This is a genomic window from Leptospira adleri, assembly GCF_002811985.1.
In the GTDB taxonomy this organism is placed as follows: Bacteria; Spirochaetota; Leptospiria; order Leptospirales; family Leptospiraceae; genus Leptospira; species Leptospira adleri.
Genome location: NZ_NPDU01000046.1, coordinates 1 through 14,205, shown reverse-complemented (window position 1 = coordinate 14,205; position 14,205 = coordinate 1). Strand labels below are relative to the sequence as shown.

Sequence of the window (14,205 nt, the reverse complement as noted above, 5' to 3'; positions counted from 1 at the left end):
CAAAACAGATTGATTTCCGGATCATTGGTCCATGGGAGTTCCTACATCTTTGCAAAACTCGACGAATCACATCCATCGACTCTCGAGCGCGCACGTCAATTGCTGTTAAATTCTTAGAGGGAGTTCCCACAGATTCTGTCTCTTCCGCCATCATGGACCTCCAAAACAGATTGATTTCCAGATCATGGATCCATAGGAGTTCCCACATTTTTGCAAAACTCAACGAATCACGCCTAACAACTCTCGAGCGAATTCTAAAACACACGCTTGGCAAAATGGATTGAAATTCTTTTTGAAAAAAAGAATCGCGGGAGTTTGATTCCGCAGAAAATGATTACGCTCTTTTTTTCAAAAGTTCCGCTCTTAGTTTTCGATTGGTTCTGAGGAGTAAAAGAATAAATCCGATTAGAATCAAAGTAAAAAGAGGCCAGATCACACAAAAGATATAAACGTTGATTTCGTTGTAAGTAATCCCTAAGACTTTGGCGCCAAAGATCAAAAAGTCCACACACCAATTAAAAATCCGATCGATTGAAGAAACGGCCATTTCTGTTTTCACCCTACGGCTGATTCTTTAAAGTTTCTATCATCGTCTTCGTATCTTGGTAGTCCGTATTTTTATACAAAAGATTTCCTTCCGAATCCAAGATCACAAAGAAGGGAAGGCCGATTTTTAATTCTTCAAAACGAGGATCCCTAGCATACGTTGCAAAGATAGGATCATCCTCTTTAATCTTCAAAAGTACCGCACTTTGCAAGGCCTCGTTTAGCGAAGAATCGGAAAGAGTCAATTCCTCGAATGCTTTACAGTTCGTGCACCAATCGGCATAAAAATCGATGAATACTTTTTTATCGGTGTCCTTTCCTTCGGCGTAGGCCTTCTGAGGAATCCGAAACCAGGTCAAATTTCCTTTTGTTTCTGTTTCAGAAACGCCGGAAGCATTGACTCCGCCGACTCCTCCGGAAAGAAGAATCACGAGACCCGCCGCGGACAAAATCACTCCGCCTAAAAAGAGCGTTTTTTTCATCCTCTTGTATTTGTCCCAATCTTCCGGAAGAAAAAAATAAAGACAAACAAGAAGAATCAGAATCCCGAACGCCGCAAGAGAAATCGAACGTTCTGGAACACTCCAACCGGAAAGAGCTTTTTGGAAATATGTATAAGAAAAATATAATACAAAGAGACCGAGAACCCACTGGATCCAACGCATCCATTTTCCGGATTTGGGAAGACTGAGACCAAAAACCCCGATCATCAAGAATGGAAAACCCAAACCGACTCCGAATAAAAACATCTTAAAGGAAGCGAGCAAAATCGAACCGATCGAGATCGCCCCCGAACCCGCAGTGATCTGAAGAAGAATCGCGACAACGACCGGACCTACGCAGGGAGAAGAAAGAAGTCCCGCCACCATTCCGAGAAGAAAAGTTCCCTTACAACCTTGTCCGATGTTGACTTCTTTGGATTGAAAAAAAGGAAGATGAATCAGATCCAAGGAGGCGAGCGCCAAAAGGAAAATGAGAACGGAGAGTGCGAGGTTTGTGAACGGGTAACGTAGAATTACGTTAAACGCTCCTCCCGAAAAACCGGCGATTAAACCGAAGCACCAATAAACTGCGACAAGTCCCAAATAATAAACCGCTGGATGAAGAATTTTTGGTGATCCTTCGCCTCTGGCTCTCACGATTCCTACGGTAATCGGATAAAGGGGATAGACGCAAGGAAGAAGGCTCGCAAGAACTCCTCCTGCGATGAGAACAAAACCCGTTGTCCATTCGAAAACTCCTCCGGAAACGCCGGAAGAAACGGATCTTTGAATTTCTCCAAACCAGGCTCCGGAAAATTCTTCGGCGGAAAGGGAAAGTGACGTAAGAAAAAAAGACAGGAATCCCAGGATCAAAAATCTGTTCTTAGAATTCTTTTGTTGCTGGCTTCTCAAAAACACGGATCAAACGACCAGAAAAAACCTAAACTTCATCCAAGAAACAATGCTTTTGCAAAAAAAACGGGGGTCAACCCGATTCCGAGCAAAGATGAGCTTGAACTCGTAGTTTAGACGTTAGGCCGTCCTAAATGGATATTTTTTTTCGAACTATGATTTTGAAACGCTCTGAGAATTGTGAATCCAAACGGCGATTCTCCGTATTCCTTTCCGCGTCGACCCGCGGTTTTCAGGGATTCCGAACTCACCTAAAAGTAAAAACCTGCCGAAAATCAAGGGGATGAACGCCGGAATTTTGAGACTTTGCATTTGTATCCTTTTAGGGATGATTTGCGACTTCGGAAACAATCCGATTTCCGCGGAGATCGATCTGGATTACAATTACGAGTACGAAAAAAACGGACCTTATACGAAATTCTCGGACTGGGTTCCATATAAACTTCACAAATGGGAACCTAAATTTTTAGAAGACTACTATCAACTCTACGGTCTCAAACTTCATTACAAGGAAAACGATCTCCGAAGGGACATCTACTTTCTTAAAATCGGTCTTAAAAAACGTTTTAGACATCCGAAAAACGCGCTCTGTCCCGTCAAAGACGAAGAGGAATATTATAAATATCGCAATCTCCTTTTTATGCATATCAATCTGCAGATTATGCGTTCTTATATGAGAATCGCATCCCAATTTGATAAACGACATCTTTACTTTTACAATTTGGATTTTGCTTACGATCTCAATCGATCTTTTGAAGTGGCGGACGGATTCTACAAAGAGGCGGTTCCTTATTGGAAAGAAGCGCAGAGATACGCGGATCGTTCCTCCGAAGTCGCCTCTGATCTGGATCTTGGAACTTTGGAGACGGAAAGATATGAAATCATTACCGGAAAACTCGACTTCGGAAAAATCATCGAAGATCACCTTGCTCGTTTAGAGAAAAAAAGAAATACAGTGAAAGAATATCTCGTCCAACACCCGGACGCAAATAAGCCCCTTCTCTCCGATTGACTTTTCTTAAATTAAAATTTTTTGAAGAAGAAACCTGTCGGAACTCCGACGAGAAGAATCCTTCTTGCAAACATGCAACTTTTCTGATAGAGAAAAGTCTCCCGAGTTTTCCCGCGAGCCCGCCTCCTCCACCCAATCTGGGCGGGGCCGCCAATGATAGCACGAAAAAGGTCGGAACTCCGACAAGAAGAATCCTTCTTGACAACATGCAACTTTTCTGATAGAGAAAAATCTCCCGAGTTTTCCCGCGAGCCCGCCTCCTCCACCCAATCTGGGTGGGGCCGCCAATGATAGCACGAAAAAGGTCGGAACTCCGACGAGAAGAATCCACTTCTTCTATCTTCCTCAAATAAAAAAGCCCGGTTTCCCGGGCTTTTTTAAATTCTCTAAACCGAAGAGCGCTCTTGACGCTCGTTCCGATCAGCAAGAATAAGTGGTAAGAAATTCGAATGAATGAGGTCTTCCTTCCCAAGGCCAAATTTCAGTTTCAAACTTATACGCTTTGTAAGTCTGAATGAAATCTTCCGTGAAAACGTCTCCCTTTTTGAGAAAGTCTCTGTCCAACAACATGTTCTCCACAGCTTCTCTCAAAGTGTGAGGCATTTGCTGAATTCCTTTCTCGCGGATCTCATCCAGAGAAAGTTCGAAGAGGTCTTCTTCCCGAGGTGGACCCGGATCGATCTTCTTTTGAACTCCGTCAATACCCGCCATCAACATCGCCGCAAATGCGAGATAAGGATTTGCGGAAGAATCTGGGAAACGGAACTCCACTCTTCTTGCTTTGTCCCCGTTAACGAAAGGAATTCTACAAGAAGCGGAACGGTTCTGAGCGGAGTACGCCAAAATCGAAGGAGCTTCGAAACCTGGAAGAAGTCTCTTATAAGAATTTGTAGAAGCGTTTGTAAACGCCGCACATGCTTTCGCGTGAGTCAAAACACCGCCGATATAATTCATCGCCGTGTCGCTCAGGTTTTGATATCCTTTACCTGCGAAAAGGTTCACACCGTTTTTCCAGATAGACTGGTGGCAGTGCATTCCGTTTCCGTTGTCTCCGTAAAGAGGCTTCGGCATAAAAGTTGCGGTCTTACCGTGTTGGTGAGCGACCATCTTCACGACGTATTTCAGTTTTTGAACGTTATCCGCCGCTTCGATCAAAGTTCCGAATTTAACGCCGATCTCACCTTGACCTTGTGCAACCTCGTGGTGAACCACGAACGTTTCCATTCCGATCTGGTGAAGAGTCTTAACGATAGCGGCTCTTAAATCCACTTGAGAATCCACAGGGGCTACCGGGAAATAACCGCCTTTGGTTCCGGGACGGTGACCTGTGTTGGTCGCGCCTGGAAAATCCGTGTGAGAATTCCAAATCCCTTCGGAAGAATCGATTTCATAGTATTGAACGTTGATTGCGTCCCTTACTTTGATGCTGTCAAAAATAAAGAATTCGTTTTCAGGACCGAAATAAGCGGTGTCCGCAAGTCCGGAAGACTCGAGATATTTGAGGGCTTTTTTCGCGATGGAACGCGGACATTTTTCGTACAGGGCGCCTTTGTAAATATCAAATACGTCGCAGAATACTACGAGTGTCGGATCCGCAGTAAAAGGATCCAAGAAGATCGCGTCCGTATCGGGGATCAATTGCATATCGGATCGATCGATCGGTTGCCACGCGGGGATGGAACTTCCGTCGAAAGGAAGACCCTTGAAGGAATCTTCAGTGATGGCAACGGTGTGATAAGATACGTGGTGCCAAGCTCCTTTGATATCCGTAAAACGGAAATCGTAGAAAAGAACGTTATTCGCCTTGGCGTATGCGATAACTTCACTAGGTGTTCTGGACATTCTATTCTCCTATTTGTCTTCGAGTATTAATAACTAATCTCTAATTCACGCTCAGCGTGCGTCTGTAGATTCGATGCAAATTTCGTACCATAGGATGCAAATCCTCGGTTTTACGAAAAAAAGAGTCAGTTCTACTCTTTGGATCCGTTTTGAAGACGAATCCGGAATCAGAGTAAAATTCCTTGAACGACAGGCAAGCCCTAAAATACAATGCGGAAGCAGATTTTATCTTTTTTCCAATTCGATTGGCAACTAGCTTAAGTTTCGTACAGAGCCAGTACTAAGAATTTACATTCTGCATAAATATTATTCAGCAATGAGAACCAGATGAAACAGATTCAATTCCTGACCGAGGCAGCTCTAAAAAAAATGGTCGGCCAAGAAACGTTAGAATTCTTGTTTGCAAAGGATCGACCGTCCGACTCCGTTCTGAAAGAATTCTATCTCCCTTTGAAACACTGGGCCGCGGAGCAGAACGCAAGTTATTGTATCGAATTTTCGGAAACCGCGATTGAACAATCAGAACTTCCCGATTCTTTGCGCCAAGCCGATCGTTCCATAAGAGCCTTAACCGAATTTTCCAATTTGCCATTTCCGGGAATTCCTTCCCGGACGTTTCCTCCTTTTGTTTGGAAGAATTTATTCTATTTCCCTTTTGCATCGCCGGAAGAATCCATCGCATCGAAAATTTCTTTTTTGGAAGAAAGGATCGGCGCGGAACGATTTCAAAAGACAAAGAAGAATGATGAGTCTCGGATTTTTCAGTTGGAGTTTTTGATCTCTTCGGAAGCAAACGATTCTCTGGAAAGAATTTTAGAAGCGGAAATCCCCGAGAACTTCGTGGAAAAAATTCTGGAAAAGGGAAATCAAAAGATTCTCGTCACGCCGAAGCTCGGCGCGGTTCAGAGTTTATTTGCGATTTATCTTTTTAACGAAACGGTTTCCGATCTCGAATTTACGTTTCAGGGTTTAAGAATCGATCTTTCTTGCATGAAGGAAATTCTTCCCGTGTGGATCGCACGTTCCGGATCGATTCTCGCGGGACTCGATTTCGAAAACGCTCCGGTCTTCGGTGAAACTTCAGTTGAGATTGCGATTTCTCCCTGGCTCAGTGCCTCCTTTGTATTTTTAGTTTTGAATTCTTCGATCTTGGACGCTTGGGAAAAATGGGAAGCCGGAAACGTTTCTTTTTTGAATTCCGATTCCAATAGAAAGTTTACGAAAAGTGAATCTTGGAGGGACCTCACGGAACACCGTTTCGCCGCGCGGATCGCGAGACATCTGGAAACCGACGAGAGATTCTTTTTCGAACTTCTCCAGAAAGAATTCGAAGTTTCCAAAAAGATTTTGGATTCTCACTTGGAAGTTCGAAGAGAGGAATTGGAAGAACTTGAAATTCCGGAACTCCTGGATCGTATGAAAATCATTCAAGAATCTTCTCAGATTATTTCTTCGGACGAATCCACGAGAGAGGTTTGGAAATCTCTTCAATCCGCAACAAACGATTTGATTCTTCAAAAATGGAAAGAACGAGACTCGCTTTCGACGAAAAAAATTGACGAAATCGCAAACGTTTCCTCATGGAAATCTCTGATAGAAATCTGGAAATCCTGAAGTTCAAGAAACCTTGACAGGTCTATTCCCTTCAAAAAAATAGCACTGGAACCGACTTATCGGGTCCAACAAAAGCGGCGACGTAGCTCAGCTGGTTAGAGCAACGGAATCATAATCCGCAGGTCCGGGGTTCGAATCCCTGCGTCGCTAATAGTTTTAAGGAGAAGACATTGAAATATTTCTTTCTAATGATTCTTTCTTTCTTCCTTCTGGCTCAGTCAGTGCCAGCTCAATCCCCGGTCTGCAGTGAAATCTGCGGTTTTTATTCGGGATGTGTGGAGCAAAACGCTCCGAGAAAGTTAAGCGCGGATGAAAAAACAAAGGTGAAAGCCGGATGTTTGAATTCCTGCAAAAAACACTCGCAAGCGGTCGCCGCCTGTTTTGAGAACCACAAAAATCAGTGCAAACCGTTTAACGAATGTATTGTGAACGCATACAACGCGAATAAAAAATAGAAAGATCGATTCTAAGATCTTTTATGTTAGAATGAAAAGAGCGGTTCCCCGCTCTTTTTTTATGCCTTTTTCAAATTCAAAAAAAGATAAAATTTCAAATCGATCCGATTTTTGAAAGAAGATCAAACCGCTTTGAAAGCGGTTTCTGACGGTCAGTTTTGTTCCGGCTGATTCTAAAAATCGGCTCCAAGGCATTGATTGTGGGAACTCTTACATTTTTGCGTAACACAGAACAATCCCAATTCTCACGAAAGTCGGTTGCAACTTTGATTGTGGGAACTCTTACATATCTTATTATAAATTTCGAATGAACCGCGTTCTGGCCTCAACGGCGCTGCGAGCCAAGACGAAAGTCTGGTAAAAACCGACTTCGCAGGAAAAGTGAACTCGATGGAGTTCCAACAGATTCTGCCCTCTTGCAGGATTGCCAGGCTCAAGCGGACGGATCTTCGATCGATTCTCATAGGAGTTCCTACGTTACGCGATCGTACGGATCGATCGGCTTTCGGAAAAAAAGAATCAGAGAGTTTCTTTCGAGAACAACAAGGCCCGATCGAAATCCTTAAAGACCGGGTCCAGCCCCGATCTCCGGAGGGAAGCCGCAAGATCGGAGACGGAACGATTGTCTTCGATTTCAAATTGTTTCAGCGCGCCCGAGTTCGAATAACCTCCCGGCTCCGTTTTGGATTCCACGGACATGCTCGTGATCCCGAGAGTCGCGAGATGATCCCTGAGACGAGGAGATTCTCTCGTCGATAAAACGAGACCCAGATCCGGAAACGAGATTCGAAGCGCTAAAAGAAATCGGACAAAATCACGATCGTTCACGGAAACGATTTTTTGAAAATCTCCGGCCGCAGGACGCATTCTCGGAAGAGAAATCTGAAAAGAGGTTTTCCAATATTGCTTTATTAGATATTTTGCATGTTCTCCGAGTTTATACATCTCTCCCAAAGGATCCGAAAGTCCGAGAAGGGCTCCGATTCCGATCTTTCGAAAACCGGCCTTTCCTCCCCGTTCCGGAGCTTCCAAACGATAGAACATATTTTTTTTGATTCCTCTGTAGTGATTCTCCGCATAGACTTTTTTGTCATAGGTTTCCTGATAGACGATTAAACCGTCCACCCCGGATTCGATCGCGGTTTGATAATCGTCCGTATCCAAAGGATAGACTTCGATCGAAAGCGAATCAAAAAATTCTTCTAGAATGGAAACGGCTCGGAGGATATAATCTAAACTTGTCTTACTATAATCCTCGCCGGTAAGAATCACGAGATGACGGATTCCTTTTTTTTGGAGAACCTCCGCTTCTTTCCGGATTTCCTCCTCGGTTAGAGTTTTTCTCGGAATCTTATTCTCATAACTGAATCCGCAATAAAGACAAGAGGAGCGACATTCGTTGGAAAGATACAACGGCATAAAAAGCTGAATCGTATTTCCGAATCTTTCCTTTTTGATTTCCTTGGAAAGACGAGCCATCGGTTCGAGATACGAAAAAGCGTTCGGAGAAACGAGAGAAAGATAGTCTTCAAAGTCGAGAGAAAGACGCGAAGAAGCCCGATGTAAAGCCCTTTCCACGTCTTCCTTCTTTTTGGATCGGATGATTTCCGAACCTTCCGCAAACGAAGTTCTTTCAAAAATCTCCGTGTACATTTCTTTCCTCTTCGTTTAAAAATCCGGTGAGAGGACTGGACGCGGAAGCCTGCCATTGAAACTTAGATCCGCTTCCGCCGTAAAGACGGCCCATTCTTCCGGCGATCGTCGCGAGTTTAAAAGCCTTCGCTATGGAAACCGGATCTTTAGCGATCGCGATCGCGGTGTTTACGAGAACCGCGTCCGCTCCGAGTTCCATCGCTTCGGCCGCGTGAGATGGAAGCCCGAGCCCCGCGTCGACGACGACCGGGATTTTGGATTGAGAGATGATGATTTCCAAATTGGTTCTTGTTGAAATTCCTAAATTGGAACCGATCGGCGAACCCAAAGGCATCACGGTTGCACAACCCGCATCTTCTAGATGTTTGCAAAGAATCGGATCCGCGTTGATATACGGTAGAACTTTAAAACCGTCTTTGACTAGGATCTTCGCCGCCTTTAAAGTTTCGATCGGATCGGGAAGAAGATATACCGGATCGGGAGTGACTTCCAATTTTACCCAATCCCCCGCTCCCAAATCTCTCGCAAGAATTGCCAAACGTACGGCTTCTTCCGCGTCGCGTGCTCCGCTCGTATTGGCAAGAAGAAGGATTCGATCACGATCTATATGCGATAGAATATCGTCTTCCGGCGATTCCAAATCGACTCTTCTCAGAGCGACCGTGACGACTTCTGTCTCGGAAGCGTCGATCGCTTCTTTCATAATTCTGCCGGAGGAAAATTTTCCGGTTCCAAGAAAGAGTCTCGAACGAAAGGTCTTTCCTGCGATTACAAGAGAATCCTCGTTTTCTTTAGATACGTTTGACATCTTCTGTAGAGATCTTTCGAAGACTCCGCTTCGTCAAGAAGGCTTCTAAAAATGCCGTCTTCCTTTTTACAATTTTGGCTTAGAATGAGTTTCCCGGTCCATCCTTCCGGACGAATCATTCTCCTCTTCCATCATCCGATTTTCCGGAAGAATTAAGATCTGAAAGAATGGATCGATTTCCTCGGAATAAATTCTTCATTTTGAAAAAGCCGGCTTTTCTGAGTCGATTTTGACTCGAATTAAACCACAAATACTTTCAAAAAATAGAATATAGCTTACCGGAGCTGAGTCAAAAAAAACGGACATTCCTTCTAAAATTCTTCAAATCGCGGGATTCAACAAAGAATTTCAGATCCATAAAAATCCGATTCCGATCTTTCAAATGAAATAAATTGACTCAATTGACTTATTTTCTAATAAGAACGATCGTTCGACTTCTTTTCGCGAATGGAGCGTTCCTATGAATCCGAAAGAGATGAATCTACTCGAGTAATTCTTGAACTCTATTTTTTTCTAATCTTTGGTACTATTTTTTTCGATAAGGATCGATTATTCATATTTATTTATAAGTCATTTAGAACAGAAAGAAAATTCGCAGAAGCTAAACTCCGATTCGGTTTCTCCAGACTATTTATTCGAGAGAAGAAAATGCATACAGTTCCGGCGCCCAGAAAAAAGAAAGTGATGGTAGTGGAAGACAGCCTGTTGGATCTACAAGTGATTCAACATCATTTGGAAAAGGATTACGAAACGATCCTCGTTCAAGATCCGAACTTAGCGGTTCAATTGGCGAGAACCAATCAGCCTGATTTAATTCTTATGGATATTATGATGCCTCAGATCGGAGGCGTTGAAGTTTGCCGTAAATTAAAAAACAATCCTCAGACAACCGACATTCCGGTGATTTTTATCACATCCATCGAAGACCCGAAAATCGAAACGTTAGGTTTCAATTTAGGTGCGGTCGACTTTGTAAAAAAGCCGTTCAGTCCCACGATATTCAAAGCAAGAATCAAATCCCATCTCGAGCTAAGTAGGCTGTTGGAGATCAAATCCTCCCGCTTGGAAATTATCCGGAGATTGGTGATAGCCTCCGAATACAGAGACAACGAAACCGGAAATCACATTTTAAGAATGAGCAAATACTGCGAAGTATTAGCAAAACATTATGGACTTCCCTTGGAAGAAATCGAAGACATTTACAACGCCTCGGCGATGCACGACGTCGGTAAAATCGGAATACCGGATTCTATCCTAAGAAAAAACGGAAGACTGACGTCGGAAGAATTCGAAATCATCAAAACGCATCCGATCATCGGCGCCGATATCATCGGTGAACACGAAACCGGACTTCTAAAAGTCGCGAGAGAGATTTGTATCGGCCATCATGAAAAATGGGACGGATCCGGTTATCCTTACGGATGTAAGGGAGAAGAAATCAGTCTCTCCGCAAGGATCGCATCGGTTGCGGACGTCTTCGACGCTTTGACCACAAATCGTCCTTACAAAAACGGATGGCCGATCGGACAAGCCGTGGAATACATTCGATCCCAATCCGGGATTTCCTTCGACCCGGAGATTGTAGAAGTGTTCAGCGAAAACATAGTGGATCTTTTACGCGCCAAAGTGGAATTTACCGCTCACACTCAAATGAACGGTGAACAACAAAGCGAGGAAAGTTTCGTATAATCGCCCAATTTTCAAGAAGGCCTTTGAAAATTGGAAAGATCGAATCTTCCACTACCCGGTACGTTTTTTTCCTTTAAAAGACCGCGTTCGATTCTTTTCCGGAACCGAAAAGAGTATGGGACAAATCTTTCTAAACACAAATCAAGAAATTCAATCCGCTTTAGTTTTATCCAGGATGAACGTCGAGACGATCCTCATCCCTGAAAAATATTTGAATCGTTTGAGCGAGAAAGAAAGAAAAGAGCTTCCGAAACGAATTTTAACACTTTTGAGGAGATATCAGAAACTCATTCTTTCTCTTAGGAGAATCAATCAGAACGCTCGAAAAACTCTTTATCAGAGGGATCAAGGAAAACTCAGAAGAATGAATATGAGAATTGATACCGGAATTTGGGCTCTTCTCGGTGTTTTAGCGGCCGCCCACGGTGTTTCCCGTTGTTTTATGGTGAATTACCTTTTCTGGCTGGATGATTCTGGAGGCGGAATTTACCTTGATAGAGTTTTGAATGTGGGATGTCCCACCTTTCAAAATATCTACAGCTATATCTGGCACCTAGACCTACTAAAAAACGAGATCATAAAAAGGTTGGAATTCGAACCAAACCCAATTCACATCCTTACGCCGGAAGATTATTCCTAAAAACTCAATCTTCAATCGAATTTCAAAACAAAACATACCTCAGGAAATTTAAAACACAAATTTCCTAGGCACATTGATACGCTCAAGAATCGACAAGATTTCTTCTAAGGATTAAACGGCCGCTTCCGTAACTCTTTCCGCAAGATGAGAGGCTTCGTCGAGTTTTAGAGAAAGAATTTTCGAAATCCCCGGTTCCTCGTTCGTAACTCCGAAGATGGAATTCGCCCGGTTGATCGTGGACTGAGCGTGCGTGATCACGATAAACTGAGACTTGTCCTTAAACTTGTCCAAGATCTGACAGAAACGAAGTTTGTTCGCTTCGTCGAGCGCCGCGTCGATCTCGTCCAAAAAGCAGAACGGGGACGGTTTGACCATGTAGATCGCGAATAAGAGCGCGATCGCCGTCATGGATTTTTCTCCTCCGGAAAGAAGTCTTAGATTTTGAACGTGTTTTCCGGGAGGTTCCGCCATGATTTCGATTCCCGCGTTTAAACTGTCTTCTCCTTCCGTGAGTTCGAGAATGGCCCTTCCTCCGTTAAACAAAGTCGAAAAGGTTTCCTGAAAATTTTCACGGATCTTTTCGAAAGTTTCTCGGAAAAGTTTTTCAGATTCTTCGTTGATTCGGTTAAGAACGTCTTCCACGTCTCCTTTGGACTTTTCGATATCTTCTTTTTGAACGCGGTGGTGTTCGTAAATTTCTTTCACACTTCTGTATTCTTCGATGGAAAGAGGATTGATGGATCCCAACATCTGAATATCCGATTTGAGACGTTTGAGTTTGACTTCTTCTTTGGTTCTTTCCACGTTCCTATTTTCAAACTCGGCGGTCAGTTCCTGTTCCGAAATGGAATAGTCGTTGTACAATTCTTCCGTAAAAGAATCGATCTGAACTTTCAAACCGGAAGCGGTTCTTTCTTTTTCGGTCAAAACCGGAATGAGATTTTTGAAGTCGTCCTGATTCTTCTGAATATCGTGTTTGAGGGTTTGGATCTCTTTTAGAATATTCCGAAGAGTTTCTTTTTCGGATTCCAACGCGCGGCTCATATCTAAGAATTCGTTGTAACTGGACTCGATCTGTTGTTCGAGTTCGGAAACTTCCTTTTCGAACTCCTGTTTTTTTACGATTACATTTTGGATGGAATCCTTTGCGTTCTGGATTCTTTTTTCGATCTCTTCTTTGCGGAGTCCGATCGCCTTGGCGGCTTCAAGTCTTGAATTTCTTTCGGAACCGAGTTCCAAAACTTTTTTCTCCAAGAAAACGGTTTGTTCCTTGTTCGCTTCCAGATCTTCTCTGAGGGATTCGATCTTCAAACCGGAATCTTTGATGCTTCTCGTAAGATTTTCGTTGTCCAAGATGAGATCTTCGATTTGTTGATCGAGGGTTTCTTTGCGGGAAAGAAATCCGTCCCGATCAAAGAGAATGTTACGGATCATATCCTCGAGATGAACAAATTCTTCCAACTTGGTTTGAACGTCACCTAGATCGAGAGTTTCCAGAACCGCCGCCACTTTGGAATTGTCGGAGAGTTGTAAGTTGTTTCGTAATTCCTGGATTTGAACCGCGTATTCGGACATCTTCGAAAGAAGAAATTCCTTGAGTTCCTTTCTGCGGGTTTCGGTGTCGATCGCCTCTTTTTTTCTGGATTCGAGCTGGCTGATCAACTCGAAGATCACTTCTTTGAGTTTTTCCCTCAGTTCGTTGTGAGCCTTGTCGTTTGCCGTGATTTTGGATTCTTTATCAAGAACGCTGTGATTTTCGTCTTCGATCTGTTTTTCCAAAACAAGTTTAGAATTCTTTAATTTACCGATCTCTTCTTCGAGAAGTTCGACCTCGCCTTGGAGTTCGGAACATTCTCTCTGAATTCTTTCCAAATCGATGACGAGAAGACTCAAGGAAGATTCTTCGCCGTTGAGCGTTTCCGTCATATCGGAAATTCTTTCCTCGTATTCGAGGATGATCTGTTTGTTCTTTTCGATCTTTTCCTTTTGGATCTTGGTTTGGGAAAGATGATCGTATAATTTTTTGTCGATCTCGGAGACGCGCTTTTCGATCTCCGCCTTGTCCTTTTCCAAAACCTCGATTCTTCCGGTTTCTTCGCCGATCGTTTCGAGAAGAGTCTGATTCTTATCCTTGATGGATTGAAGTTCCTCTTCGGAAGCCTTTAGTTTTTTTGTAAGAGTGCTGTATTTGAGATAACGGATGATCTTATCGGTTTCGTCTAACTCGGCTTTGAGTTTGAAGTAGGCTTCCGCTCTTTCCGCCTGTTTCTCTTTGACTTCCATTTCCTTTTTCATGGAATTCATGATGTCTTGGATGCGAAGAAGGTTTTGTTTCGTATCGTCCAGACGTTTGAGCGCTTCTTGACGTTCCACTTTGAAACGGGAAACGCCCGCCGCTTCTTCGAAGATCAATCTTCTTTCTTCGGGTTTGGAATGAAGAATCCGATCCACCTTTCCCTGTTCCATGATGGAATAGGAAGACTTTCCGATCCCCGTATCCATGAGAAGTTTTTCGATGTCCTTTCTCTGAACTCTCGAATCGTTGATGCAGT

At 43.4% G+C, this 14,205-nt stretch carries 11 protein-coding genes and 1 tRNA gene; 6 read left to right on the top strand and 6 right to left on the bottom strand.

What is annotated here, in order from left to right; all coding sequences use genetic code 11:
- Nucleotides 1-334: 334 nt before the first annotated feature.
- A complete protein-coding gene (locus CH376_RS16085; RefSeq protein ID WP_125231902.1) occupies nt 335-547 on the bottom strand; it encodes a hypothetical protein in 213 nt (70 codons plus the stop codon).
- 13 nt (nt 548-560) lie between these two features.
- Nucleotides 561-1,901 carry a protein-disulfide reductase DsbD family protein gene (locus CH376_RS16080; RefSeq protein WP_243394662.1) on the bottom strand — a complete coding sequence of 447 codons (1,341 nt, stop codon included), beginning with the start codon at nt 1,899-1,901 and terminating at the stop codon, nt 561-563.
- 322 nt (nt 1,902-2,223) lie between these two features.
- On the opposite strand from CH376_RS16080, the gene CH376_RS16075 reads away from it, so the two are divergent.
- Nucleotides 2,224-2,952: a hypothetical protein gene (locus tag CH376_RS16075; RefSeq protein ID WP_100784114.1), complete on the top strand. Its 729-nt coding sequence runs from the start codon at nt 2,224-2,226 to the stop codon at nt 2,950-2,952.
- A 420-nt stretch (nt 2,953-3,372) separates the two neighbouring features.
- Here CH376_RS16075 and glnA read toward each other — a convergent pair whose 3' ends face one another.
- Entirely contained in the window at nt 3,373-4,794 is a 1,422-nt protein-coding gene (gene glnA, locus CH376_RS16065) for a type I glutamate--ammonia ligase (RefSeq protein ID WP_100788187.1), read from the bottom strand.
- A gap of 327 nt (nt 4,795-5,121) precedes the next feature.
- On the opposite strand from glnA, the gene CH376_RS16060 reads away from it, so the two are divergent.
- The 3 genes from CH376_RS16060 (at nt 5,122) to CH376_RS16050 (ending at nt 6,863) form a co-directional block, all read left to right on the top strand.
- Nucleotides 5,122-6,408 (top strand): hypothetical protein, encoded by a 1,287-nt coding sequence (locus CH376_RS16060; protein ID WP_100784111.1) that lies wholly within the window; start codon nt 5,122-5,124, stop codon nt 6,406-6,408.
- Between the two features lie 76 nt (nt 6,409-6,484).
- Nucleotides 6,485-6,558: transfer RNA gene (locus CH376_RS16055), tRNA-Met, on the top strand.
- 20 nt (nt 6,559-6,578) lie between these two features.
- Nucleotides 6,579-6,863: a Cys-rich protein gene (locus tag CH376_RS16050; RefSeq protein WP_100784110.1), complete on the top strand. Its 285-nt coding sequence runs from the start codon at nt 6,579-6,581 to the stop codon at nt 6,861-6,863.
- 519 nt (nt 6,864-7,382) lie between these two features.
- Here CH376_RS16050 and thiH read toward each other — a convergent pair.
- Nucleotides 7,383-8,516 carry a 2-iminoacetate synthase ThiH gene (gene thiH / locus CH376_RS16045; RefSeq protein WP_100784109.1) on the bottom strand — a complete coding sequence of 378 codons (1,134 nt, stop codon included), beginning with the start codon at nt 8,514-8,516 and terminating at the stop codon, nt 7,383-7,385.
- On the bottom strand, nt 8,497-9,324 hold the full coding sequence (locus CH376_RS16040) for a thiazole synthase (RefSeq protein WP_100784108.1): 828 nt from the start codon (nt 9,322-9,324) through the stop codon (nt 8,497-8,499). The genes thiH and CH376_RS16040 overlap by 20 nt, the downstream gene beginning before the upstream one ends.
- 648 nt (nt 9,325-9,972) lie before the next feature.
- Here CH376_RS16040 and CH376_RS16035 point away from each other — a divergent pair.
- Nucleotides 9,973-11,013 carry a response regulator gene (locus tag CH376_RS16035; RefSeq protein ID WP_100784476.1) on the top strand — a complete coding sequence of 347 codons (1,041 nt, stop codon included), beginning with the start codon at nt 9,973-9,975 and terminating at the stop codon, nt 11,011-11,013.
- A 115-nt stretch (nt 11,014-11,128) separates the two neighbouring features.
- Entirely contained in the window at nt 11,129-11,653 is a 525-nt protein-coding gene (locus CH376_RS16030; protein ID WP_100784475.1) for a DUF1564 domain-containing protein, read from the top strand.
- 111 nt (nt 11,654-11,764) lie between these two features.
- Here CH376_RS16030 and CH376_RS16025 read toward each other — a convergent pair.
- On the bottom strand, nt 11,765-14,205 hold a 2,441-nt coding region (locus tag CH376_RS16025), incomplete at its 5' end, for a chromosome segregation SMC family protein (RefSeq protein ID WP_100788186.1).

Bases quoted from the DNA above. Each gene is read 5' to 3' on its own strand.
- glnA (WP_100788187.1), bottom strand. From the start codon at position 4,794: ATGTCCAGAACACCTAGTGAAGTTATCGCATACGCCAAGGCGAATAAC.
- CH376_RS16085 (WP_125231902.1), bottom strand. From the start codon at position 547: ATGGCCGTTTCTTCAATCGATCGGATTTTTAATTGGTGTGTGGACTTT.
- CH376_RS16040 (WP_100784108.1), bottom strand. From the start codon at position 9,324: ATGTCAAACGTATCTAAAGAAAACGAGGATTCTCTTGTAATCGCAGGA.
- CH376_RS16075 (WP_100784114.1), top strand. From the start codon at position 2,224: ATGAACGCCGGAATTTTGAGACTTTGCATTTGTATCCTTTTAGGGATG.
- CH376_RS16035 (WP_100784476.1), top strand. From the start codon at position 9,973: ATGCATACAGTTCCGGCGCCCAGAAAAAAGAAAGTGATGGTAGTGGAA.
- thiH (WP_100784109.1), bottom strand. From the start codon at position 8,516: ATGTACACGGAGATTTTTGAAAGAACTTCGTTTGCGGAAGGTTCGGAA.
- CH376_RS16030 (WP_100784475.1), top strand. From the start codon at position 11,129: ATGGGACAAATCTTTCTAAACACAAATCAAGAAATTCAATCCGCTTTA.
- CH376_RS16060 (WP_100784111.1), top strand. From the start codon at position 5,122: ATGAAACAGATTCAATTCCTGACCGAGGCAGCTCTAAAAAAAATGGTC.